Here is a 23,512-nt window from a genome sequence, read left to right on the forward strand (position 1 = left end):
TCTGACCCAAGGAGCTTCACCGTGACGCGTACCCCCTTCCGTCGGCGGCGCCCACTCATGGTTGGTGCCGCGCTGGGTATGACGAGTCTTCTTGCTCTCACCGCGTGTTCAGCGCCCGCCCCGCCCACGAGCGCGACATCGTTCGCGGATTGGGACAACGTGACGAGCGTGGCTGCAGGTCAGAGCGTTGACCTGTGGATGTGGGGCGGTGACGAACAGGGCAACAACTACGTCGACACTGTGCTCGCGCCCGCGGCGGCAGCAGAAGGCGTGACTCTGCGACGGGTCCCGATCGCCGACACCGCCGACGCCCTCAATCGTGTGCTGACGGAACTGCAGGCGGGACGGTCAGACGATGGGTCCGTCGATTTGATCTGGGTGAACGGTGACAATTTTCTTACCGGGTCGCAGGCAGGGGCGTGGTTGTGTGAGTGGACGCCACTGCTGCCGAATATGGCGAAAGTCTCTGCATCCGACCCCCTCCTCACCGAAGACTTCGGAGCGCCGGTCAACGGCTGCGAAGCACCTTGGAACAAAGCACAGTTCACTTTTGCCTACGATTCGGATGCCGTCGACGATCCACCCTCGACGATGGCTGAACTGCTCGAGTGGATCGATGCCAACCCCGGGCGGTTCACGTACCCCGCGCCGCCAGACTTTACGGGCTCTGCTTTCTTGCGACAGGTGCTCTACAGCACCGCTGGGGGCCATGACGAGGTCGCGTCCGAGTACAGCGATGAGGCTTTCAACACGCTCTCTCCCGCGCTGTATGCCGCACTCGAAGAGATCGCGCCTTCGCTCTGGCGCGGCGGCGATACGTATCCCGCAGACTCAGAACAGCTCAACAGCCTGTACGCAGATGGTGAAGTGGATTTCACGATGACCTACGGCCCCGCAACGCTCACCAAGTTGGTGGCCGACGGCACCTACCCGGCAGGCACAAAAGTGCTCACGCTCGAAGAAGGAACCCTCGGCAACGCAAGCTTTCTCGCCATCCCCGCCAACGCCGCCGACGCCGCTGGCGCCATGGTGGTAGCCAACCTCGCTCTCAGCGTCGATCAACAGGTGGCGAAGGCAGACCCGGCGACCTGGGGCCAATTCACCGTGCTCGACTACGACGCATTGACCGACGACGAGCGCGGCGAGTTCGACAACTTGCCGGCCTCACCTGTCGTGCCGTCGTTTGAAGAACTATCGGCTTCTGCGAACCCGGAGCTTGAGGCAGATTGGGTGCGAGCGATCGATGAGGGCTGGCGCACCCAGGTCGCCGCGAGCAGGTGAAGAGGCTAGGGCCATGGATGCTGGTGGTGGCCGTTGCCGCCCCCACCGCATTCGTCGTGTTGGGTGGCCTGGTCTCGATGCTGTTGCAGAGCCTTGGCCTGATGCCGCTCATCGGAAGCGCTGCACTGAGTGTTGAGGCCTACAGCAACGCCGCGGACGACTTGCCGCAAGCAGCCGCCGTTTCGCTTGGCATCGCCGCAGCATCCACTTTGATTGCCGTCTTGGTGGGAGGCGCAGCAGCCCTCTTGATTGCAGGCGGGGGTTGGTCTTCGAAAGTCGTTGTCGCATCGGGAGCGGTGACGGTCACCGTGCCCCACCTCATCGGCGCGGCTGCGGTAGGCCTTTTGCTTGCCGACTCGGGTGTGCTCGCCCGAGCGTTGTCGATCCCCCCCCGACGCGTGGCCGTCGTTTGTTGCGGGCCCGTGGTGGGGCGCTGTCGTCTTCGAATACGCGTGGAAAGAGTCCGCGTTCGTCGCTCTGGTTGTTGCGGGAGCGCTGATCACCCGCGTCGTCGACTACGACGAAACCGCTGCACTATTGGGGGCAGGCCGCCGCACGCGCTTGCGCCTGGTGTGGCTGCCGTTGGCCACGCCGGCACTCATCATTTCGGGTGCCATTACCTTCGTCTATACGCTGGGTTCGTATGAGGTGGCGTGGCTTCTCGGGCGCACGTACCCCGAACCGTTGTCGGTGATGGCGGTCCGCCTCTATAACGACGCCAATCTCGCGGCACGAGACGAAGCTGCGGCGGTGGCGCTGACCGCGGTGGCGCTGGCAGCCGCAGCCGGCGGGATTGCGTTCGCGCTGCTGCGCAGATCGGCGGTGTGGCGATGACCGCATCTGCGTCGACTCGCTGGCTGAGACGAGCGGTGGCAGCGTTGCTTGTGGTGTGGTTCACGTTGCCCTTTGTGCCGCTGGTGCTCTGGGCCTTCGCAGACCGCTGGTCGTCCCCGGCGCGACTCCCGACCGAATGGGGGCTAGACGGGTTGACCTCTGCCGTTGCTCAAGGTGGGGCTGAAGCCTTCGGGCGCTCGATCGTCTTGGGTTTGGTGGTCGCTGTCATCGCGACACCGCTCGGCGCGTTTGCTGCCCGCGCGCTGGTCTACGGGTGGGCTCCGTTGCCGCGGCTATTGACCGCGCTTCTGTTCGCTCCGGTGCTGCTGCCACCGTTTGCGGCAGCCCTCGGCATCAACGTGCTGTTCTTGCGGGCGCGCATTCCCGCACTGGTGGGTGTGGTGTGGGTTCTCGTGGTGATGGCAATTCCGTACACGACGTTCTCGATGCGGGCTGCCTACGCCGCTCACGACATCGGCTATGAAGAAGAGGCTCGCATTCTTGGCGCATCGCGCTCACACGTGCTGTGGCACGTTCACTTCCCGTTGCTTTCGTCAGCTCTGGCAAGGTCAGCCTTTCTGGCGTTTCTCGTCGGGTGGAGCGACTACGTGGTCACGGTGATCATCGGCGGCGGCCAGATCGTCACGCTTCCGCTGATCACGGCGGCGGCAGCATCCGGAATAGGAAACGATGCCATGGTGGCGGTGCTTGCCCTCGCTGCGGTCGTGCCGCCGATTGTGCTCCTATCGATCATTGTTCAAGGGCGTTGGCGAAAGGAGGCGGCACGATGAGCGCTGCCATCACGTTGGCCGGCGTCAGCAAGCGTTTCGGCTCGGCTGAGAATCTTGCCTTGAACCACGTCGATCTCGAATTTGCAGCGGGCGCACGCACCGCCATATTGGGGCGGAGCGGTTCGGGCAAGAGCACCTTGCTTCGCATCGTCGCTGGACTCGATGAGCCCACGGCGGGCGCTGTTCTTATCGGCGGCAGAGATGTCGCCGGAGTTGTGCCTGAACGCCGTGGCATCGGCATGGTGTTTCAGCGGGCACTGCTGTTTCCGCACCTTTCGGTGCTTGACAACGTGGCATTTGCGTTGCGTGCTGCCGGACGATCGCGCAGCGAAGCCCGGCACAACGCGCAACCATACCTCGACCTCGTGCAGTTGGGTGAGTACAGCTCACGCTCGGTTTCTTCGCTCTCCGGGGGGCAGCAGCAGCGTGTCGCGATCGCCCGAACCATGGCCGCCCGACCGTCGATTCTGCTGCTCGATGAGCCGTTCAGCGCGCTAGACCCCGCACTGCGTGCCGACATGCATGCTCTTCTGGCAGAGCTGAGAACTGAGCTGCCACCGACGATGGTGGTGGTGACTCATGACGCTGATGAGGCTGCCGCTTTGGCCGAGCGAATCGTCGTTCTTGCCGACGGCCAAGTGCTGCAGCACGACACCGTTGATCGCATCTATCACCGTCCGGCGTCTCTCGCGGTCGCGCAGTTCATGGGTGGGCGCACGGCAATTGCTGGGGTTGTTGCCGATGGAACGCACCGATCCGCGCTGGGGTCCGTCGTCGTAGACGCCGATTCGCCGGACGGCGAAGGGCTGCTGGTCATCAGGCAAGAGTGCGTGCAAATCGCCGATTCGGCGGAGTTCTCGGGCGTGATCGCTCACGTGGCCCGCAAGGGCGCGCGTCGTGAAGCTACCATCGCGTGTCAATCTGCAGAGCTGGTTGCTGATCTTCCGCCGGGCGACACAGCGCGACCCGGAGATGTGGTGCGTTTCAGATTCGCACCCGGCGCAGCATCCGTCGTGCCCATTTAGGTTGCCAGCGTTAGCTCTCATCGCGGTCGCGGGCATGCCTCGTGACGATGGGAAAGGCGCCGCACCCCAGATAACGGAGCGCGGCGCCTTCGGCTGTTGCTTATTCGTAGCGGAGCGACTCCACCGGGTCGGCCCGTGCCGCGCGGGCTGCGGGCAGTGTTCCCGCGAGGAATGCGATCAGCATGACAATCAGAATGATCACGCCGACCGAGATCGGATCGAACGCGATGAGCGTCAATCCCGGCAGGTTTGACAACAGGGTGGTCGATAGTGCCCCGCTCACAGCGGTGCCGACGACCATAGCGATGCCTACGCCAATGGCGCTGCCTAGAAACCCGATGAAGGTGGCTTCAAGGCTAAACAGGCTGAACACGCGACCGCTGCTCATGCCCATCGCCTTCATCAGCCCGATCTCGCGCGTGCGCTCTTGCACCGACATGAACAGGGTGTTGACGATCCCGAAGCTCGCGGCAAGAAGCGCGATGATGGCGAAGGCGTTCAGCACCAGGACGATTCCGTCGATGATGCTCGTGAACGTTCCAATCTGATCGGCAACGGTTGTTGCGCTGTAGCCCTCGTCGGCCAGGCGATCCTTCAGCGCGGTGATCTGCTCGTCGGTGGCTTCCGCATCAAACCAGATGCTCGCCTGCAGGTACTGGTGTATCTGATCTTCTGGCAAGCCGGTCGTCTGCGCGTCGAAGAGCGCGTCGCTCAGTGCTTCGTTGGGCAGAAGATTCTCGCCGGTCGGGCCCGCGAGTCCTTCCTCCGCTACCCCGACCACTGTCGCGTCAATGAGATGCGTGTTGCGCTCTGCATCGGTGAGCGCGATGGTGATGCTCTCGCCCAGTGCGTCTTGCCCGTCTGCGAAGCCCATCGGTTCGACGTACGACAGCGGAAGCACTACTTCGAAGCCCGCGGCACTGTCGTCGGGAACAACACCAGCTTCGAGCTGCACGGTCATGCCAGCTATCAAGGTGCCGACTCCTACGACGAACTGGTCGCCGTTGGCGCCTTCGACGTAGTCAGCCGAGATCGAGCGGGTCGGTTCAACCATCAGAACACCGTCGACTTCAGCGAGCGCATCAATGTCGTCGGGGGTGAGGGCAACCACTGACGAACCAGGGATGCCTGTTGCCACGACGTCGGGGTCGTATTCGACCGGCCCTGTGTCTGAGCCGGGCACCCCACCTGCACTATCAGCTGGTTTGGTGACCGTCATGACATCGTTCGCACCGATCGATGTCACGGTGTCGTCGATGTAAGCGTTGATTCCCGTACCAAGGCCGCTGGTGAGCGTGAGAGTAAACGCGCCGATGAAGATCGCGAGAATGGTCAGCAGAGTGCGAGTTTTTGAACGGAAGGTGTTCGAGACTGCCGACCCGATGAGGTCAGTTGTTTTCATGCTGCCACCGCCGCGGAGTCTTCGACGATCTCACCATCACGAATGAGAATGCGTCGATCACAGCGACTGGCCAACTCGTCGTCGTGCGTGACCACGATGAGCGTGATGCCGTTTTCACGGTTGAGAGTGAACAAAATATCTTCGACGACAGCGCCGGTCGCTGAATCCAGATTGCCTGTGGGCTCATCGGCAAATATGATCTGCGGGTTGTTGACGAGTGCGCGAGCGATGACGGTTCTCTGCTTTTGACCGCCTGACAGGTTCACCGCCCTGTTTTTCGCTTTGTCGCCAAGGTCGAGTTGCTCCAGCGCCGCAAGACCACGGCGTTTGCGTTCCGCGCGTCCGATGCCTGCAATCTTCAGCGGCAGAATCACGTTCTCGAGCACGGTCTGATTGCCAGTGAGAAAGAACTGCTGAAACACGAACCCGAACGTCTTGTTGCGCGTTCGGTTGAGAGTGCGGCCCTGCAGGGTTGCCGTGTCTACGCCGTCGAGCTCGACGGAGCCAGATGACGCAGCATCCAGAAGTGCCAACACGTGCATCAGAGTGGACTTTCCTGATCCGCTCTTGCCAACAATCGCGAGGCTCTCGCCCTGGGCGATGTCGAGACTCACCCCTTTGAGGGCGTCGAAGCGGTTTTGTCCTCGGCCGTAGGACTTGTGTACGTCCTTGACCGAGAGAATCGGGGTGGTCATTTATTGCTCCCAATGATCGGATGCTGCTGGTTGTACCCAAGCCTCGTCTTTCGCGCATGAGCGGGCATCCCGCAGTCGTGGACACCTGACGTACCGCGATCGCAGTACAGGCGATGCCGCGCGGGGATGACGCGGCAACTCGCGGCAAGCGCCACACTGGAAGCATGACGCAGCCCGTGACGAGACTGCACGACACCATCACACGGCGCGTGCCGCTGTGGGTTGGCGACGCTATCGCAGCGGCGTTCATCGTGGCGGCTCCGTTCATTCCCGTGCACGGCGCGTCGCTAGGCAACCTTGCCGCCTACTTCGTGGCGATCATTCCGGCGGCGCTGCTGCCGCTACGTCGTCGCTGGCCGAAAACCGTACTGCTCGCATGTCTGCTGCTTTACCCGGTTGCGGTGTTTTGGGGCGTTCCCGCGCCTGGAATCGTGATCGCGATAGCTATCGCGACCTTCGGGGTGGCCAACCGCTCGACGAGGCGCACAACACTGGTGGTCGGCGTGCTCACTGTGATTGCGATCGCGATGATTGCACTCTTTGATCCGGCGGCAGGAATTGTAGATCCGCGTGTGTTCCAGGTCGTGATCACCGTCGCTTTTGCCGCGGCAGCGGGCGACGCCACTCGTTCGCGGCGCGAGTTCATTCAGGCGATGACCGGTCGCGCCGAGCGTGCCGAAGCGACCAAAGAGGCTGAGGCGAAGCGCCGCGTTGCGGAAGAGCGGGTGAGGATCGCACGCGATCTGCACGACGTCATGGCTCACCAGATCGCGGTGATCAGCCTGAATGCGGGTGTGGCGTCCTCCACTATGGCGAGTCAGCCTGAGAAGGCGGAAGAATCACTCAGCACGATTCGAACCGCGGCGCGCACCGTGCTGGGTGAAATCGGTGACCTGCTCGAGGTATTGCGCGCAGACGAGCCAAGTGACGCCAGTCCGCAACCGGGCTTGGCCCGCCTCGCTGACCTTGAGCGGCCGTTCGCCGCCGCGGGATTGGCGATTACTGTTCGCGTTGATGGCGATCTGTCAGCGGTGCCTACTGCGGCCGATCTCGTCGCCTACCGGGTTGTGCAAGAGGGGCTCACAAACGCGCACAAACACGGTGCTGAGCATCGCGCCCATGTGCTCATCGAGGCCAAGGCGAGCATGCTTTCGGTGGTCATCACCAACCCAGCGGCACCGGTTGGGCGGCGCGCGGCGAGTGATTCTGAGGCAATCGGCTCAGGACTCGGACTCGTGGGGCTGCGTGAACGTGTATCCGCCGTGCATGGCACTGTGGAGACTGGGCCGTTCCCCGGCGGTTGGCGGCTCGCGGCGGTTGTTCCACTCAACAGAGAGGAGCTTTCACGGTGATCACGGTGCTTGTCGTAGACGACCAAGCCCTCATTCGGCAAGCGGTCTCTGACATCTTGAGCCAGGTTGAGGACATTGATGTTGTGGGTGAAGCTGTCGATGGTGAGGACGCCATCGAGCAAGCCGTTCGAGTGAAGCCCGATGTGGTCGTGATGGACATCCGGATGCCACGCAAAGACGGAATCGCGGCGACCGCGGCGATTTGCGCACGACCAGAGCTGAGCGCGACGAGGGTGCTCATTCTCACCACCTTCGAAGAAGACGAGTACGTGCTGGCGGCGTTGCGCGCGGGAGCGAGCGGTTTCATCGGCAAAGGCTCGGAGCCTCAAGACATTGTGCTCGCGGTGCTCGCGATACATGCGGGGGAGTCGCTTCTTTCGCCGGCTGCGACCCGGAGCTTGATCACGAAGTTCGTCCTGCCGCAGACCGAGGCATCGACGGCTCCGGTTCCGCGAGAACTCGAGCAGCTCACTGATCGTGAACGTGAAGTGCTCCTTCTTGTGGCGCGAGGCTTCTCGAACCAAGACATCGCCGAGTCGCTAGTCATCTCTCCTCACACCGCCAAGACGCACGTCAACCGCATTATGGCCAAGGTGTATGCACACGACCGCGCGCAGCTCGTGATCCTCGCCTATGAGACGGGCCTGCTCGCGCCAGGCGCGTAGCGCGTTGTAGCGCCTCCGCCTCGCTTCGCGCAGCATCCGCCCCTCATCGCCGCCACCATCCCGCGAGACATGAGTTCGTGCGCGAAACAGGCCCGCGGGCGCCATGTTTCGCGCACCAGCTCATGTCTCGTCGACAAATGCGCGCGGACGAGTCAGACAAGAAACGGGTTGACACCTCAACCCCGCGAGCGTAACGTACAACCAAATGGTTGCACAATTAGAACTCAGCGACGACGAGGTGGACCGGATCTTTCGGGCGCTCGCCGATGCGACGAGGCGAGACATCGTCCGGCGCACCTTGCAGGGCGAAGCGTCGGTATCAGAGCTCGCTACCTCCTACGACATGTCGTTCGCGGCAGTGCAGAAGCACGTCGCAGTACTCGAGGGAGCCGGTCTGGTGACGAAGCATGCACACGGCCGCGAACGCAAGGTGCGCGGCAACCCCGAGGCGATTCGCCGCGCACAGCTGCTGCTTGACCGCTATGAGCAGATCTGGCGATCGCGCATCGACCGCCTCGACGCGTTGCTCGCTGACGCACCACCTCGTACGAACTGAATCCTCCACACCTCGAAAGGCCTGATCATGCCGATTACCTCCGTTCACAAAGACACCGAAGCGCTCACCATGGTCGTGATCGCCGAATTCACTGCCCCGGTCGAGCGGCTCTGGAACGCTTACACCGACCCTCGCCAGATAGAGCGCTTCTGGGGCCCGCCCACGTGGCCGGCCACGTTCTACCGTCACGATGTGTACCCGGGCGGGCGCTCTCATTACACGATGACTGGCCCAGAAGGAGAACACTCAAGTGGGTTCTGGGAGTTTCTCGCCGTCGACCCCGGCCGCAGCTTTGAGGTGCGTGACGGCTTCGCAAGCGAAGACGGCACCGAGAACGCCGAGATGCCCGCCGTGCGCATGACCTTCACTTTTGAACCCATGGATGCTGGGTCTCGCCTCATCACAACCACCCATTTCCCCTCACTCGAGGGCCTTGAGCAGATGATCGAGATGGGCATGGAAGAAGGCATGCGCATGGCAATGGGGCAGATCGACGCAGTGCTGGCCGACCTGTCATCGTTCGCGAGCGAGCGCGGCGCCGACGCGCAGATTCTCGACGACATTCATGTTCGCGTCTCCCGTGTGATCCGGGGCAGCGTCGAGCAGGTCTGGCGTGCCCACCACGATGCTTCGCTCATGAAGAGGTGGCTGCTTGGCCCTGACGGCTGGGCGATGACGGTCTGCGATCTCGCGGAACAGGTCGGCGACGGCTACCGCTATGAGTGGGCCCCGATCGCGGACGGAGCGGCCGCTGGCGCCGAGGGCTTCGGCTTCGAAGGTGAGGTACTCGAATCAGATGCCCCACACCGAGAGGTGACGACTGAACGAATGATCGGCATGGACGGCCCTGGCACGATCAACGAGATGACGCTCACCCCGGTCAGCGGCGGAACGCTGTTGAGCCTGCTGATCACGTACCCGAGCTCTGAAGTGCGAGACATCGTGCTGGCCACAGGCATGACAGACGGCATGGAGACAAGCTACGCGCGGTTGGAATCCGAACTGATTTCGCTATAGCGCCGCGGGGGGGAGGGGGCCACGGTGCCCGGTTGCGCCATCATGGCAGGGTGAGTTCACCAGCTTCCGTGCCTGACACCGCCCCCGCTCCCACCCGTCGCGAGTGGCTAGCGCTAGCGGTGTTGTCGACCGGACTCGGCCTCATCGTTCTCGATGGCACGATCGTCGGCGTTGCGCTTCCCGACATCATCAGCGACCTCAGCCTCGATCTGACCGATGCGCAGTGGGTAAACAGCCTCTATGCCGTGATCCTGGCGGCGCTGCTGCTGTCGACGGGGCGGCTCGCCGACCGGTGGGGCCGCAAGCTGCTGTTTCTCGTGGGCATCGTTATCTTCGTGGCGGGCAGCATCATGGCGGCCGCATCGGATGCAGCCGGCACCCTGATCGGCGCACGAGCGGTGCAGGCGGTGGGGGCGGCGATGATTATGCCGGCGACGCTGTCGAGTGTGAACGCGATGTTCCGCGGCCGCTACCGCGCGGCAGCTTTCGGGGTCTGGGGTGCCGTGATTTCGGGAGCCGCGGCGATTGGACCGCTGGCCGGCGGCGCGCTCACACAGTGGGCTTCGTGGCACTGGATCTTCATTGTGAACGTGCCGCTCGGCCTGCTGGTGTTCGTGGGTGCATGGCTGACCGTTCCCGAATCTCGCGGCGCCAAGGGGCGACCGGGCGCCGATGTCGACGGTGCGCTGCTCAGCGGCATAGGGTTCGGCGCGCTCGTGTTCAGCGTGATCGAGGGACCCGACCTGGGGTGGTGGACGCCCACCAGCGAATTGACGATCTTCGGCTGGGTTTGGCCGTCAACGGCTCCGATCTCGATCATCCCGATCACGCTGGCCGTTGCTGCTGTCTCGTTGACACTCTTCGTTGTGTGGGAGCGGCACCGCGAAAAGGTTCGCCGGTCAGCCTTGCTCGACCTCAACCTCTTCAAATTGCCGACATTCTCATGGGGCAACCTGACCGCAGCCATGGTCGCCGTGGGCGAGTTCGCGATCATCTTCGTGTTGCCGCTGTATCTGATCAACGCGCTTGGGCTTGACGTATTCGGTGCGGGGCTGGTGCTCGCCGCGATGGCGATCGGTGCCTTCTTCTCGGGCGCTTCAGCCCGACACCTCGCTGCGCGATTCGGTTCACCCGGCACAGTCTTGATCGGGCTCGGCCTTGAGCTGCTCGGCGTCGTGGTGCTGGCGCTGCTCATTCACGGCGCAACTCCTGGCTGGCTCGTGGCGATGCCGCTCGTGGTCTACGGGCTGGGGCTCGGCCTCGCCTCGGCGCAGCTGACCGGCACTGTGCTGCGAGATGTTCCCGTGGAGGTATCTGGTCAGGGCTCGGCCACGCAGAGCACTGTGCGCCAAGTTGGCTCGGCGCTCGGCACGGCGTTTGCGGGCGCCGCGCTTTCGGTCTCGCTGGCGCTCACCCTGCCGGCCGCACTGTCGGAGGCGGGGATCACGGGCGATGCTGCCGACACTCTCGCCGAGACGACACGGCAATCTGCGGGAACAACAATCACTCAGCTGCGTGCCGAGGGCAGCGCAAGCGCACTCGGTGACCAGACAGCGGCGGCTGTCGACGCTCTCGCCACCGGCTTCGCGGACGGCACGCGCTGGTCGCTGCTCGTGGCCTCTGCGTTCCTGCTGCTCGGGTTCGTTGGTGCGATTCGGTTGCGGGTCGCAGCCCGCCAAGCGCAATAGCCAAGCGCGATAGCCAAGCGCGATAGTTAACCGAGATAGGGGTTGCGGCACGGGGTGACAGCCGAAACCCTTGTCTCATGGCAATCGACCCTCAGCCGCTTGATCACACCTTCACCGCCGCCATCGGAGTGGAAGTCAAGGGTGAGACGTGGGCGTGTGTGGAGATGCCGGGCTCGCGCGACTTCTTTGGCACCGGCAAGGCCGTGCGAGTAGATGCCGTCGTCGACGAGGTGACGTTGAAGAATGTGGGGCTGATGGTCACCGGCACGGGTGGACACATGCTCTCGCTCAACGCCAAGGTGCGCAAACAGCTCGGCAAAGACGTTGGCGACTCGGTCACTGTGCGGCTCGAAAGACGTCTGAGCTGACGTCCTGCGCGGCTCATGTGTAGGCGATCTCGTCGAGCTGTCAACCCCCTCGCATCGCGCTTGCGGCGCTGAGTACCGTGGTCGCGGAGGTAAATATGACACGCGATCAATACACCCTTGTAGACCCTGCCAAGCTGTACGCCGAATACGAACCGAAAAAGCAACATCAGCCTGAACCCGGCCTTGAGGCTGATCTTCAACCCAAGCCCGACCTCGGCGAAAGCACCTACCGCGGCACCGGTCGCCTGCAGGGGCGACGTGCGCTCATTACCGGCGCAGATTCGGGCATCGGGGCCGCCGTCGCCATCGCCTTTGCGCGCGAGGGCGCGTCGGTGGCGATGTCGTACCTGCCGAGCGAAGCAGAAGATGCTGACCGTGTAGCGGCGCTGGTGCGGGAGGCGGGGGTTGTTGCCGTTCAATTGCCCGGTGACCTTCGGGATGCTGAGTATTGCCGCACGCTCGTCGCTGACGCCGCAGATCAGTTGGGCGGCCTCGACATACTCGTGAACAACGGCGGCAAGCAGGTTTTCAACGAAGACCTCGAAACGCTCTCAGATGAACAATTCGACGACACCTTCAAGACGAATGTCTACGGGATGTTCTGGATTACCAAAGCCGCGCTCGCCCACCTGCCGGCGGGGGCGTCCATCATCAACACGACATCCATTCAGGCATACAAGCAGTCAGCTGTGTTGGTCGATTACGCATCGACCAAAGCGACGATCAACGCGTTCACGAAGGGTCTCGCGCAGCAGCTCGCACCGCGCGGTATTCGGGTCAATGCGGTTGCGCCGGGCCCCATCTGGACGGTGCTGCAAGTCACAGATGGCCAACCGCAAGAGAAGATCGCTCACTTCGGTGAAGACACCCCACTCGGACGGATGGGGCAGCCCGCCGAGCTCGCGCCGGCGTACGTGTTCCTAGCGTCGGCCGAGTCTTCGTATGTAATCGGTGAGACTCTCAACGTGAACGGCGGCATACCTTCGCCCTGATCTCGACTGAGTAGCAGCCTTCGCTAGGGTTGCCCGATGAAGATAATGCTGATCACCGCGGGCTCGCGTGGCGATGTCGAACCGTTCGCCGCGTTCGCCCGCGGTGCTCAAGCAGCCGGGCACAAGGTGCGACTCGCCCTCCCCGACAACTCCGGCGTAGATCTCTCGGGGCTTGATGCCATCAGTCTTGGTGCCGATTTCTCGGCGATGATCGCCGATCAAGGAGTGTCGCCGCTCACGGCGATGCGCTCTTTCCGCTCCACGGTGAAGCCGGTGATGCGTGCCGTGATCGTGAACAGTGCACGCGCGACGCGTGAATTCGCGCCCGATGTGCTCATGTACCACCCTAAAATCGTCTCGGCGCCCCTTGTCGCCGACCATCTCGGCATCCCTCACATCGTGGTCGAGGCGGTACCGGTCACGACCCCGACACGGGCGTTCGCCGCACCCGGCACGACGACCGCAAGCCTCGGTGGTGCGGTCAATAAACTCACATACCAGGCCATGGGGGCGGCGGCCGGAATGTTCCGGGAAGAACTCTCCGAGGCTGCCGCGTTGCTCGGCGTTTCAGCAACCAGTGCGTCGGCGCCCGCAGCCACCATGGTCACGGTGAGTCCGCATCTGCTGGCGCGGCCCGACGATTGGCCCGAGAGCGTTCACCTGACCGGGCCATGGACGGCCCCCGCAACAGAGAGAGCGCTCGATACGGCACTAGCCGAATTCATCGCTGAACCATTCGTCTAGGCGGGCTTCGGTTCGATGGCCGCGGGCAACGCCGCAGCTCGCGGTCGCGCAATCATCGAGGCTGCGCGAGCACGCAGCATCCGAACCCTGATTGTCACAGGCTGGGGCGGCATTGAAGTGACCGATGATCTTCTCGGTGCTGACATCTTCGTCACCGACTCGGCACCGCACGCCCAGGTGATGCCGCAGGCGACTGCCGCGATTCATCATGGTGGCGCCGGCACTGTGCATACCGCAGCACGGGCGGGCACGACGTCGATCGTGGTGCCATTCATCGCTGACCAGCCGTTTTGGGGAAAGCACCTTCACCGCGCGGGGCTCGCACCCAAACCCATTCCTTATCGCAGGGTTTCGGCCAACACGATCGGGACGGCCCTCGACGCCGTGCCCGTGTACGCGTCAGCCAACCGAGCGCTCGCGGAGCGCATGGCAGACGAGAATGGCATCACGGTTGCACTTGAGGTCGTCGAGTCGACTTGGCGCCCGCGCGCACAGTAGCCGGTGAACTACGGGCTATTGTCTCTGTGTGGGCAGATTCATCTATGACACGTCAGCGAACGCGATCGATATCGACGATCGCACCCTTGCGCACCTTCGATTGGTGGTCATGAACAAGCTTCGTCGCTCAGAGTCGTTCATGTTCGATCATGAACTCAGAGACGGCACCGGCCGCCGCAGCTTCTGGATTCATGCGTCCGTACCCCTCCAGTTTCATTTCATCGATCGCCGACCGCAGACGATCAACCGGCTCTGGGTCGAAGAGCTCATGCTCTCGGCGAGCAGCCCCTCCGGGCTCACCCTTTCGCCCGAGCCCAAGGACGCACAGCCCGCATCCTGACAGTGCGCGTTCGCCAAACGAGTTAGCCTTGCTCGGTGACTGACGAGCAGACCTATACCGTGGCCACTGATGGCGCTTGCAAGGGAAACCCCGGGCCGGCGGGATGGGCATGGGTTGCTGAAGACGGGCACTGGGCAGCGGGCTCGATTCCCCAGGGCACGAACAACATCGGCGAACTGCTCGGGCTGCTTCACGCGATCGAAGACCACGTCGACGTGAAGAACCTGGTGGTGCAGGCCGACTCGAAGTACGCCATCGACACGTATCAATCGTGGATGGACAGCCACCGTCGCCGCGGTTGGAAGACCTCGGCCGGCGCTCCCACGAAGAACCGCGAGATTCTCGAACAGCTGATTGTGGCGCGCGACGCGCGGCGCGCTGCCGGAATGCCCGATGTTGTGCTCGAGCACGTGCGTGGCCACGCGGGCCATGTGCTCAACGAATGGGCTGACGAGCGGGCAGTTCGGGCGTCGACGCATGCGGCGAAAGGCGTGGCAAGCGCTTGGTCATCGCACGGGGGCAAAGAACGACTCGACGTCTCGACCGCACCCGGCAAGTAGCCGCACCGCAAACCCACGCACGGGTTCCCTACACTGAAGTTCTGGATGCTTCGGCAAACGGAGTCCCGCTGACGTCGACACCTTGGAGTTTCTGTGCCGCTGATCGTGATGGGCGTATCAGGCTCGGGCAAGTCCACTATTGCCGAAGGCGTCGCGGCCGCAACGGGGGCGGTGCTTCTCGATGCTGACGACTTTCACCCTGAATCGAGCATCGCCAAGATGGCGGCAGGCACGCCGTTGACCGATGCCGACCGCGGCGCCTGGCTTGCTGCCGTCGGCGATGAGGTTGCGCGTCGCTCTGCGCGTGGAGAGTATGTCGTTCTCGCGTGCTCAGCGTTGCGCCGCGAACATCGAGACATTCTGCGGGCGCATGCTGAAGACCTCGTCTTTGCGCACCTTGTCGGCACTCCTGAACTGCTCGCAGAGCGCCTGGGCGCGCGTGCAGGGCACTTCATGCCGGCATCGCTGCTGATCTCACAGCTAGCCACGCTTGACCCGCTCGCCGCTGATGAGCACGGTGTTGTTGTGAATGTCGCCCAGCACCCACGGGCTGTGGTTGAAGAAGTCCTTGCTGGTTGGCCCCGTCGTTCTTCGCACACGCCGGTATCGCGCGACGACGTCGCACCCGAGTTGCAGGCCCTCGCCCGACGCGCGCCACACATCCGACTGGAAAACCGCCTGATGCGGGCGATCTTCGTGCACGGTTCGAAACTGGTGCCCTCGTTCGACGTCGACGGAGTCGATCGTCGTGTCGTGCGTGAGCGAAACGTGAATCTTCGCCTCTATCAGCCCTCGGGTCAACGCTCGACGGCCGGTGGGCTGTTCTGGATCCACGGGGGCGGGCTGGTGCTCGGCGCCGCCAAAATGGATGACCGATTCTGTGGTGAGACGGCTGCCCGGCTGGGCATCACCGTCGTTTCGGTGGAGTATCGAGCGAGCACCACACGCGGCTACCCGATTGCGCTCGACGATCTTGATGCTGCGTGGCATTGGATGCACACTCATGCCGACCAGCTGCGCATCGACACTCAGCGCATTGCCGTCGGCGGTCAAAGCGCCGGGGGCGGACTCGCCGCTGCATTCACGCAAAAACTGTTCGACCGGGGTGATCAGGTTGCCGCGCAATGGCTGTTCTGCCCGATGATCGACGATCGCACAGCAGCCGATCGATCATTGGATGCCGCGGGTCACCTGATCTGGAACAACCGCGCCAACCTTGTCGGCTGGACGTCATACCTGGGCAAGCAGTACGAGAAAGCGACGCAGCCCTACGCGGTGGCATCGCGGCGCGAAGACCTCTCAGGACTGCCGCCCGCTTGGGTTTACGCATCCGACATCGAACTCTTCGTCGATGAAGACATCGCTTACGCGCGTCGTCTTCGTGCAGCTGGAGTGGATGTGGTGCTCGACATCGTGCAGGGCGCACCGCACGGCTTCGAGTCGTGGGCCGCAGACACAGAGCTTGCGAAACGCCTATCCGGTCGCGCTCGCGACTGGCTGGGCCGCACGCTCAGCTGAGCGGAGTTCTCACCGCGGATGCGTGGAGGCACGGATCACCAGTTCGGGCGGGAACACGGTCTGGCGAGCAATGCTGTCTGCATCGTCAGCCTCTTCGAGCAAGATTCGTAGCGCGGTGCGCCCGATCATGCGGCTCGGTTGCCGGATCGAAGACAACGGCACTGCCGCCGCCGCGGCAAAGGCGTTGTCATCGAAACCGATGATGGCCACGTCCTCGGGAACAATTAGCCGGCCGTCGATAGCGAGCGCCTGCAATAGGCCCAAAGCGATGAGATCATTCGCGGCGAAGAGTGCATCAGGCCAGTCGTGCATCGGTCGCGCGAGCAACTTGGCGCCGGCGGCGACACCGTCGTCGACCGTCATCGCTGCCGTAGCGACAACCTCAAGCGTCGCGGTGTTGGTAGCGTTTTCAACAGCGACGCGTGCACCAGCCAGACGGTCTGTTACCTGTCGGATGTCGAACGGACCCCCTACGAAGGCGATCCGTCGGCGGCCAGTTTCGATCAAGTGCTCGACCGCCATGCGGCCGCCCACCACGCTGTCTACAGACACCGACGAAAAGCGCCCGTCGCCGCTGAATCGATCTACGAGTACTGTCGCTATCCCGCGAGATTTCAGGCGTTGCAGCCTGGCGGTCACATCACCGTATGGAGCAATGAGCAGGCCTCGCACCTGTTGCTCTTCGAACAAGTCAATGTAGACCTTTTCTCGGCTGAGATCTTCATCGGTGTTGCCGTACAGCACGGCAATTCCGTGGCGGGCTGCTTCATCTTCGGCTCCACGAACGACTTCGTTGTAGAACGGGTTCTGGCCGTCTAGCACGACGAAACCGACGGTCGTGCTGACTCCCGCGCGCAACTTTCGCGCAGCGTCATTGCGCACATAGCCCAGAGCGTCAATGGCCTTGGTGACGCGGTCGACGGATTCGACCGAGACCTCATGAGGACGGTTCAGAACATTCGAGACGGTGCCTACGGACACCCCCGCACGGGTTGCAACGTCACGGATGCTTACCACCACAGTCAGCCTCACTTCGTCGTCGGATCACGTTTCGGTCACATCGGGTTTACGACTTGACCGTTTTGCATCGGTGAACTTAGAGTAGCCTGAAACCTCTCTGAATCGATTCAGATTCGGATTCAACCTCAAGGAGGAGGCCGCAGTGACTGATGATGTCGCCCCCGCCGTGCAGCATCCGGCGCTTGAACTTCGCCGCGTTGTGAAGTCATTCGGACCGGTAGTTGCGCTGAGATCCGGAAGCCTGGCACTCCAGCGCGGCTCAATCCACGCGCTCATTGGCGAGAACGGCGCAGGTAAGTCGACGCTTGTCAAGATCGTCGCCGGTCTCTACCGCCGCGATGCCGGGGAGCTCTTGCTTGATGGAGAGTCTGTCGATTTCACGAGCACAGCGCAGTCGAAGTCGGCTGGCATCGCGGTAATCTACCAAGAGCCCACCCTGTTTCCTGACCTTTCTGTCACCGAGAACATCTTTATGGGCCGCCAGCCCGTAAATCGAGTGGGCCGTATCGACCGCAAAGCGATGCGGACCGAGGCGCTAGAGATATTCGGACGACTGGGCGTTGGACTTGACCCCGATCGAGTGACCGAAGGGCTCTCAATCGCTGACCAGCAGATCATCGAGATCGCAAAGGCAATCTCGCTCAATGCGCGGGTGCTGATCATGGACGAGCCCACCGCCGCTCTCTCGGGCGTGGAGGTGGAACGGCTATTCGCCGTCGCTCGCAGTTTGCGCGATGAAGGCCGAGCGCTCTTGTTCATCTCGCACCGCTTCGACGAGGTGTTTGACCTGTGCGACACGGTGACTGTGATGCGCGACGGTTCGTACATCGGTACTGAAACTATCGCTCACACCACCGTGGACGACCTGGTGCGCCAAATGGTCGGACGTGATGTGACGGAACTGTTCCCCAAGCTGCCCTCCGAGGTCGGCGACGTCGTGTGTGAGGTCGCCGGTCTTACACGCGCCGGGGTGTTCCGTGACATTTCGTTCACGCTTCGAGCCGGTGAGATCGTCGGGCTTGCCGGGCTTGTAGGTGCCGGTCGTAGTGAGGTTGCTCGCGCAATATTTGGCGTCGATCCCTATGAGAGCGGGCGTATCACCCTCGAAGGCAAAACGCTTCCGAAGGGCAATCCGCGCAAGGCAACCGAACGCGGCATCGCGCTTGTTCCCGAAGATCGTCGCAAGCAGGGGCTCGTTCTCGAAGATGGTGTATCGCGCAACATCACCCTCGCCATTCGTTCGAAGCTCTCCAAGTGGGGACTGCTGTGGACTGGCGCTGAGAATGAAGCTGCGGCGATCTGGGCGAGCAAGCTCGAAGTCAAAACGGCGGCATTGGATGCTGAGACCGGCACCCTCTCTGGGGGAAACCAGCAAAAGGTTGTCCTCGGCAAGTGGCTAGCAACGGAGCCCAAGGTGCTCATCGTTGACGAGCCGACGCGCGGCATTGACGTCGGCACGAAAGCAGAAGTGCACCGACTGCTCAGCCAGCTCGCACAGCAGGGACTGGCGATTCTGATGATTTCTTCTGAACTTCCGGAAGTGCTCGGCATGGCCGACCGCGTTCTGGTTATGCGCGAGGGGCGTCTGACCGGCGAATTCACGCGTGCCGATGCGACGCCGGAGGCCATCATGTACGCGGCCACTGCAGATGTGGAGCTTGCGTCATGACCACTTCGACTGCTTCGGTTCAGCCTGGAACAAGCTCCGCGACGAAGCTTGTCAAGTCGATCGCGACCGCTCGAGAAACGGGTATCTTGATCGCGCTAGTCGTCGTGATCGTCGCGGCTACACTAAGCAACCCGACATTCCTCTTCTCGGCTGATGGGTTTCGCGACCTTCTGCTCACGCCATCCTTGCTCCTCCTGGTCGCCGTTGGCTCGGCGATCGTCATCATCACCCGAAATGTCGATCTATCGGTTGGTTCGGTGGTCGGCCTCACGGCCTATCTCACCGGGCGGATGTTCATCGACTTCCCCGGCGTCCCGTTGATCGCCGTGTTTGCCGGTGGAGTGTTCCTCGGCGGGTTGCTCGGGTTGATCAACGGTTCGCTTGTTGCCTTCGCAAGAGTGCCAGCGCTGGTCATCACGCTTGGCACGATGTATATCTACCGCGGAGTCAACGTGGCATGGACCGGCAGCGACCGCATCAACGCGTCAGACCTTCCTAAGAGCTTCCGTTCGCTGGGCACCGACCAGATTGTCGGCATTCCAGTTCTGACGATCATCGCGGTCGTGGTGCTCATCGCGGCAGCGTGGTATTTGCGCAATCTGCGCAGCGGTAGAGAGATGTATGCAATCGGATCTGATCCTGCAGCAGCTCACCTCTACGGGTTGCGCGTCACTCGGCGTGTGATTTCAGCTTTCGTGGTCAGCGGAGCGCTGTCCGGTCTTGCCGGTGTGCTGTATGCGGCTCGGTACGGCACGGTTAGCTCGAGCGCAGGATTCGGATGGGAGCTGCAAGCAATCGGCGCTGCGGTGATCGGCGGCGTGGCCATCTCCGGAGGTGTGGGCACAGTGTGGGGTGCCGCCATCGGCGCTTTCCTCTTGCTGACGATCAACCGTGCGCTACCGATTCTGGGCATCGATGACTTCTGGCAGCGCGCTGTGGTCGGTGCATTGATTTTGGGAGCGATCGTGCTCGATCGAGTTCTGGCAGTGCGTCAACACCGACGACTGATCGCACAACGAGAGGAGACACGATGACCGCGGCAACCGCCGGCGCTCCCGTGCGCGTCTATCAAGCACATGCAAAGCCAGCTTGGCGTCGAGTGCTCCTGACCCGTGAATCGACGATTATCGCGATCCTCGCGATTGTGATCGCCTTCTCATTGATTGCGGTGCCCAATTTTGACAGTCCGCTCACCGTGACGTATTTGCTACGCGACATTGCACCCATACTGCTCATTGCCTTGCCGATGACGCTGATCATCATCACCGAAGAGATCGACCTGTCTGTTGCGAGCATAGTTGGACTCTCCAGCGTGATGGTCGGCATCCTTACGCAAGCGGGTCTCCCGTTTGTTCTCGCCGCGATCCTCGCGGTGCTGGTGGGTGCGGTCGCAGGCATGGTGAATGGGTTCCTGGTCACCGTTGTGGGGCTGCCCTCCCTCGCAGTCACGATCGGCACTCTCGCGCTGTTTCGTGGAATTGCGGTCGGGCTGCTCGGCACGACCGCAATCACTGACTTCCCTGAAGCATGGAGTGATCTCGCCAAAGCGAACATTCCGGGTACACCCGTTCCGATGATCATGGTTCCGTTCGCAATTCTGGCGATCGTCTTCGCCGTTCTCCTTCACTTCACCCCGTTCGGCCGTTCGCTCTATGCGATTGGACTCAACAAAGAGGCCGCCGCTTTTTCGGGCATCGATGTCGGCCAGACGAAATTCATCCTGTTTGTGTTTAGCGGCTCGGTGTCGGGCTTTGCCGGTGTGTACTTCACCCTGCTTTACAGCAATGCACGGGGCGACAACGCCATGGGTATGGAGCTTCAGATCATTGCTGCGGTGTTGCTGGGCGGAGTGTCGATATTCGGCGGCCGCGGCGCCTTGCACGGCGTCATTGCGGGTGTGCTTCTGATTGGCACACTCGGAAGCGCCTTGCGTCTCGCCGGAATCACCAGCGACATCATCAACGTTATTACGGGGCTGCTTCTCGTGGCCTCCGTGGTGTCGGCAAGCCTCCTCGCATGGTTGCAGAATCGTAGGTCTGCGGCCATCGGGAAGAAAAAGGGACGAACTGCCGCTGACGCGGTCTAGGTCTACTCCCAAAAACAACTCCACCCGACGTGCGCAAGCACGCAGAAAGGAAACAATGATGTTTGGAACACAGCGCAAGCCGCGGTTCGCGCTCGCGGCCGCCACAATCACAGTTGGAGTCGCGCTCGTCGCGACCGGGTGCTCGTCAAACACGGGCAGCGACAGTGCAGATACGAGCGACAGTGATGCCAATCTCGCCATCACCTTCTTGCCGAAGAACTTGGGAAATCCATATTTTGATACCTCAAGTGCTGGTGGTGAGGAAGCGGTCGCGGAATTCGGTGGCGCCTTCGACGAAGTAGGTCCGACCGAAGCGACTCCCACGTCACAGGTGAGCTTCATCCAGACTGCCGCGCAGCAAGGTGTGGGCGCGCTGGTGGTCTCGGCGAACGATCCCGAGGCGATCTGTGACGCGCTGGGCGAGGCAAGCTCGGCCGGCGTGAAGATCGTCACTTTCGACTCTGACACGAACCCGGATTGTCGCGACCTCTTCATCAACCAGGCCACGGCGGAAGGCATCGCCGGAGTTCAGGTCGATCTCATCGCAGAGCAGATCGGCGATGCTGGTCAGATCGCGGTTCTCTCGGCCTCGGCCAACGCGACGAACCAGAACGCGTGGATCGAGATGATGCAAGCAGATCTCGCTGCCAACCACCCCGACATCGAGCTCGTAGAGGTGGTCTACGGTGACGACGACGATCAGACGTCATTCGATAAGACTGCAGCGCTGCTGCAAACCTATCCTGACCTCAAGGGCATCGTTTCGCCCACGACTGTGGGTATCTCAGCAGCCGCACGTTACCTGTCGACTTCAGAGTACAAGGGTGAGGTTGCACTGACAGGTCTGGGCACGCCCAACCAGATGCGCGAATACGTCGAGGACGGAACCGTCACCGCGTTCGCGCTGTGGAACCCGTCGGACCTCGGCTACCTCGCGGCTTTTGCTGCTCAGGCGTTGGCTACTGGCGAGATTTCCGGTGCTGAAGGTGACTCGTTCGACGGCGGCAAGCTCGGCTCGTACGAAGTCGGCGCCGACGGTGTCGTCCTTCTCGGTGACCCCTACGTGTTTGACGCAGACAACATCGGTGACTTCGACTTCTAGGCCGTCTTCGCGAGTGCCCGGTCCCGCTGGTGCGGGACCGGGCACTCGCGCGCTAAGTGGAGCCTAGCGCCGCGACAACCTCGCGTTGATGATCCCGGCACCGAGCACCACGGCTGCCGCGCCGATCGGTGCGAACAACGCGATACCCCAACCCGCACCTTCAGCCACAATGCCAGTCAGTGCGGTTGCGGCGGACTGACCAACGATCACGCCTGAGCCCAGCATCGTCATCACGGTCGCTGATCGACCCCAGGGGCTGCGCGCCGCCGCGAGGCTGTATTGGGTGACGAGGGTGGGCCCGATGCCGATGCCGATCACCAGCAGGCACAGCGCCATCGCCGTGACGGTCGTGACCATGATCAGCCCGAGCGAGGCGGTGAATAGGACTACGCCGAAGGTGAGCCAGCGGGCATGCAGGCTGAAGCGCACGGGCAGAAAGGCGACGCCCAGTGCAAACACCGCAGAGCCGATTCCCATTGCGCCGTAGACGAGGCCTGCTTGCTCGGGCACTCCTCGTTCTGCCATGAATGCTGTAAGAGAAGTGAGCATCGCACCGAAGAACAGCCCCATGCCCAGCGTTCCGACTGCCGTGATCAGCAGTTCTGGTCGCAACAGCTGTTTGACGGGGGCCTGCTGATCCGCGCTTTCTCCCTCGCGTAATGCGGGAGTCTTCGCCGTCGGGTGCAGCGCAAAGGCCGTCACGAAGACGAGGGCAAGCAGAGCGGCGCCGATTACGGGGGCTGCTGGTCCTTGCGTGGTGGCGAGCAGTCCGACAACAACCGGACCGAAGACGAATACGATCTCGTCGGCCGCTGACTCGTAGGCCATCGTTCCGCTCAGCACTTTCGCTTTGCGCTGTCCCTCGAACGAGCGACGGACGATGCCGACCAGTCGGCTTCGCGAGAGCGGCGAGACCTGTGGCATCGTGGCGCCGATCAAGAACGCCAAGGCAAGAAGTGCACCATCGGCGGCGGTCGTAAACGCGAGCCAGGCGATAGCGATCAGCAACAGGCTGTTCGCGGTGCCGGTGATCAACAGCACGCGCCGTTGGCCGAACCTGTCGGCAGCTGCACCGAGCAGCGGACCGAAGAGCGCTGTGCCCACGCCGGTCATTGCAGAGGTGATACCACCGAGCGCCAACGAGTCACGAGCCGACACGATCAGCGTGAGAATGCCGACGACCATCATCGCGAACGGCAAGCGTGCGGTCAGGGCGATCGGAAAGTAGCCCCAACCCGCTTCGCCCACAAGCGTCGGTGGGCGCGGTGCAACTCTCGTCAGGGTATCGGTCATCTTTGCTCCAGGGCGG

25 protein-coding genes are annotated in these 23,512 nt (G+C 62.5%); 20 read left to right on the forward strand and 5 right to left on the reverse strand.

Features of this window, described 5'->3' with window-relative positions; genetic code table 11:
* Positions 1-21: 21 nt before the first annotated feature.
* Positions 22-1,281 carry an ABC transporter substrate-binding protein gene (locus WDU96_RS04225; RefSeq protein ID WP_337337236.1) on the forward strand — a complete coding sequence of 420 codons (1,260 nt, stop codon included), beginning with the start codon at positions 22-24 and terminating at the stop codon, positions 1,279-1,281.
* A 139-nt stretch (positions 1,282-1,420) separates the two neighbouring features.
* On the opposite strand, the gene WDU96_RS04230 is transcribed toward WDU96_RS04225, so the two are convergent.
* Positions 1,421-1,588 (reverse strand): hypothetical protein, encoded by a 168-nt coding sequence (locus tag WDU96_RS04230; RefSeq protein WP_337337237.1) that lies wholly within the window; start codon positions 1,586-1,588, stop codon positions 1,421-1,423.
* Positions 1,589-1,629: 41 nt separating this feature from the next.
* Here WDU96_RS04230 and WDU96_RS04235 point away from each other — a divergent pair, with 41 nt between their 5' ends.
* From WDU96_RS04235 to WDU96_RS04245, 3 genes are read left to right on the forward strand one after another with little or no spacing between them, the layout of a single operon-like run.
* Positions 1,630-2,115 carry an ABC transporter permease subunit gene (locus WDU96_RS04235; RefSeq protein WP_337337238.1) on the forward strand — a complete coding sequence of 162 codons (486 nt, stop codon included), beginning with the start codon at positions 1,630-1,632 and terminating at the stop codon, positions 2,113-2,115.
* Entirely contained in the window at positions 2,112-2,906 is a 795-nt protein-coding gene (locus tag WDU96_RS04240) for an ABC transporter permease (protein WP_337337239.1), read from the forward strand. Before WDU96_RS04235 ends, WDU96_RS04240 begins: the two co-directional genes overlap by 4 nt.
* The gene (locus tag WDU96_RS04245) at positions 2,903-3,931 is read left to right on the forward strand and encodes an ABC transporter ATP-binding protein (RefSeq protein ID WP_337337240.1); all 1,029 of its coding nucleotides are present in this window, start codon (positions 2,903-2,905) and stop codon (positions 3,929-3,931) included. The genes WDU96_RS04240 and WDU96_RS04245 overlap by 4 nt, the downstream gene beginning before the upstream one ends.
* A 100-nt stretch (positions 3,932-4,031) precedes the next feature.
* Here the strand turns inward: WDU96_RS04245 and WDU96_RS04250 are convergent, their stop codons facing one another.
* The gene (locus tag WDU96_RS04250) at positions 4,032-5,333 is read right to left on the reverse strand and encodes an ABC transporter permease (RefSeq protein ID WP_337337241.1); all 1,302 of its coding nucleotides are present in this window, start codon (positions 5,331-5,333) and stop codon (positions 4,032-4,034) included.
* A complete protein-coding gene (locus tag WDU96_RS04255; protein WP_337337242.1) occupies positions 5,330-6,028 on the reverse strand; it encodes an ABC transporter ATP-binding protein in 699 nt (232 codons plus the stop codon). The genes WDU96_RS04250 and WDU96_RS04255 overlap by 4 nt, the downstream gene beginning before the upstream one ends.
* Before the next feature lie 164 nt (positions 6,029-6,192).
* On the opposite strand from WDU96_RS04255, the gene WDU96_RS04260 reads away from it, so the two are divergent.
* The 12 genes from WDU96_RS04260 (at position 6,193) to WDU96_RS04315 (ending at position 16,326) form a co-directional block, all read left to right on the forward strand.
* Entirely contained in the window at positions 6,193-7,380 is a 1,188-nt protein-coding gene (locus WDU96_RS04260) for a sensor histidine kinase (protein WP_337337243.1), read from the forward strand.
* The gene (locus WDU96_RS04265) at positions 7,377-8,045 is read left to right on the forward strand and encodes a response regulator transcription factor (protein WP_337337244.1); all 669 of its coding nucleotides are present in this window, start codon (positions 7,377-7,379) and stop codon (positions 8,043-8,045) included. The genes WDU96_RS04260 and WDU96_RS04265 overlap by 4 nt, the downstream gene beginning before the upstream one ends.
* A 205-nt stretch (positions 8,046-8,250) precedes the next feature.
* Entirely contained in the window at positions 8,251-8,601 is a 351-nt protein-coding gene (locus WDU96_RS04270) for an ArsR/SmtB family transcription factor (RefSeq protein ID WP_337337245.1), read from the forward strand.
* 27 nt (positions 8,602-8,628) lie between these two features.
* The gene (locus WDU96_RS04275; protein WP_337337246.1) at positions 8,629-9,618 is read left to right on the forward strand and encodes an SRPBCC family protein; all 990 of its coding nucleotides are present in this window, start codon (positions 8,629-8,631) and stop codon (positions 9,616-9,618) included.
* Between the two features lie 50 nt (positions 9,619-9,668).
* On the forward strand, positions 9,669-11,306 hold the full coding sequence (locus WDU96_RS04280; RefSeq protein WP_337337247.1) for an MFS transporter: 1,638 nt from the start codon (positions 9,669-9,671) through the stop codon (positions 11,304-11,306).
* A 77-nt stretch (positions 11,307-11,383) separates the two neighbouring features.
* Positions 11,384-11,674, forward strand: coding sequence for a DUF1905 domain-containing protein (locus WDU96_RS04285; RefSeq protein WP_337337248.1), 291 nt, complete (start codon positions 11,384-11,386; stop codon positions 11,672-11,674).
* Between the two features lie 95 nt (positions 11,675-11,769).
* Positions 11,770-12,666: an SDR family oxidoreductase gene (locus WDU96_RS04290; protein WP_337337249.1), complete on the forward strand. Its 897-nt coding sequence runs from the start codon at positions 11,770-11,772 to the stop codon at positions 12,664-12,666.
* A 36-nt stretch (positions 12,667-12,702) separates the two neighbouring features.
* Positions 12,703-13,410, forward strand: coding sequence for a glycosyltransferase (locus tag WDU96_RS04295; protein WP_337337250.1), 708 nt, complete (start codon positions 12,703-12,705; stop codon positions 13,408-13,410).
* A gap of 15 nt (positions 13,411-13,425) precedes the next feature.
* On the forward strand, positions 13,426-13,908 hold the full coding sequence (locus tag WDU96_RS04300; protein ID WP_337337251.1) for a glycosyltransferase: 483 nt from the start codon (positions 13,426-13,428) through the stop codon (positions 13,906-13,908).
* 28 nt (positions 13,909-13,936) lie between these two features.
* The gene (locus WDU96_RS04305; RefSeq protein WP_337337252.1) at positions 13,937-14,248 is read left to right on the forward strand and encodes a DUF7882 family protein; all 312 of its coding nucleotides are present in this window, start codon (positions 13,937-13,939) and stop codon (positions 14,246-14,248) included.
* A gap of 35 nt (positions 14,249-14,283) precedes the next feature.
* Positions 14,284-14,808 carry a ribonuclease H family protein gene (locus tag WDU96_RS04310; protein WP_337337253.1) on the forward strand — a complete coding sequence of 175 codons (525 nt, stop codon included), beginning with the start codon at positions 14,284-14,286 and terminating at the stop codon, positions 14,806-14,808.
* 93 nt (positions 14,809-14,901) lie between these two features.
* Positions 14,902-16,326: a gluconokinase, GntK/IdnK-type gene (locus WDU96_RS04315; protein ID WP_337337254.1), complete on the forward strand. Its 1,425-nt coding sequence runs from the start codon at positions 14,902-14,904 to the stop codon at positions 16,324-16,326.
* A gap of 9 nt (positions 16,327-16,335) precedes the next feature.
* Here WDU96_RS04315 and WDU96_RS04320 read toward each other — a convergent pair whose 3' ends face one another.
* Positions 16,336-17,346: a LacI family DNA-binding transcriptional regulator gene (locus WDU96_RS04320; RefSeq protein WP_337337255.1), complete on the reverse strand. Its 1,011-nt coding sequence runs from the start codon at positions 17,344-17,346 to the stop codon at positions 16,336-16,338.
* 142 nt (positions 17,347-17,488) lie between these two features.
* Here WDU96_RS04320 and WDU96_RS04325 point away from each other — a divergent pair, with 142 nt between their 5' ends.
* The 4 genes from WDU96_RS04325 to rhaS are packed head-to-tail and all read left to right on the forward strand — an operon-like array spanning position 17,489 to position 22,203.
* On the forward strand, positions 17,489-19,015 hold the full coding sequence (locus WDU96_RS04325) for a sugar ABC transporter ATP-binding protein (protein WP_337337256.1): 1,527 nt from the start codon (positions 17,489-17,491) through the stop codon (positions 19,013-19,015).
* Positions 19,012-20,049, forward strand: coding sequence for an ABC transporter permease (locus WDU96_RS04330; RefSeq protein ID WP_337337257.1), 1,038 nt, complete (start codon positions 19,012-19,014; stop codon positions 20,047-20,049). The genes WDU96_RS04325 and WDU96_RS04330 overlap by 4 nt, the downstream gene beginning before the upstream one ends.
* On the forward strand, positions 20,046-21,101 hold the full coding sequence (locus WDU96_RS04335; RefSeq protein WP_337337258.1) for an ABC transporter permease: 1,056 nt from the start codon (positions 20,046-20,048) through the stop codon (positions 21,099-21,101). Before WDU96_RS04330 ends, WDU96_RS04335 begins: the two co-directional genes overlap by 4 nt.
* 58 nt (positions 21,102-21,159) lie before the next feature.
* Positions 21,160-22,203: a rhamnose ABC transporter substrate-binding protein gene (rhaS, locus tag WDU96_RS04340; RefSeq protein WP_337337259.1), complete on the forward strand. Its 1,044-nt coding sequence runs from the start codon at positions 21,160-21,162 to the stop codon at positions 22,201-22,203.
* A gap of 63 nt (positions 22,204-22,266) precedes the next feature.
* On the opposite strand, the gene WDU96_RS04345 is transcribed toward rhaS, so the two are convergent.
* Positions 22,267-23,496 carry an MFS transporter gene (locus tag WDU96_RS04345; RefSeq protein ID WP_337337260.1) on the reverse strand — a complete coding sequence of 410 codons (1,230 nt, stop codon included), beginning with the start codon at positions 23,494-23,496 and terminating at the stop codon, positions 22,267-22,269.
* Positions 23,497-23,512 lie beyond the last annotated feature (16 nt).

Origin of the sequence: Microbacterium marmarense, from assembly GCF_037204165.1 — a bacterium.
In the GTDB taxonomy this organism is placed as follows: Bacteria; Actinomycetota; Actinomycetes; order Actinomycetales; family Microbacteriaceae; genus Microbacterium; species Microbacterium marmarense.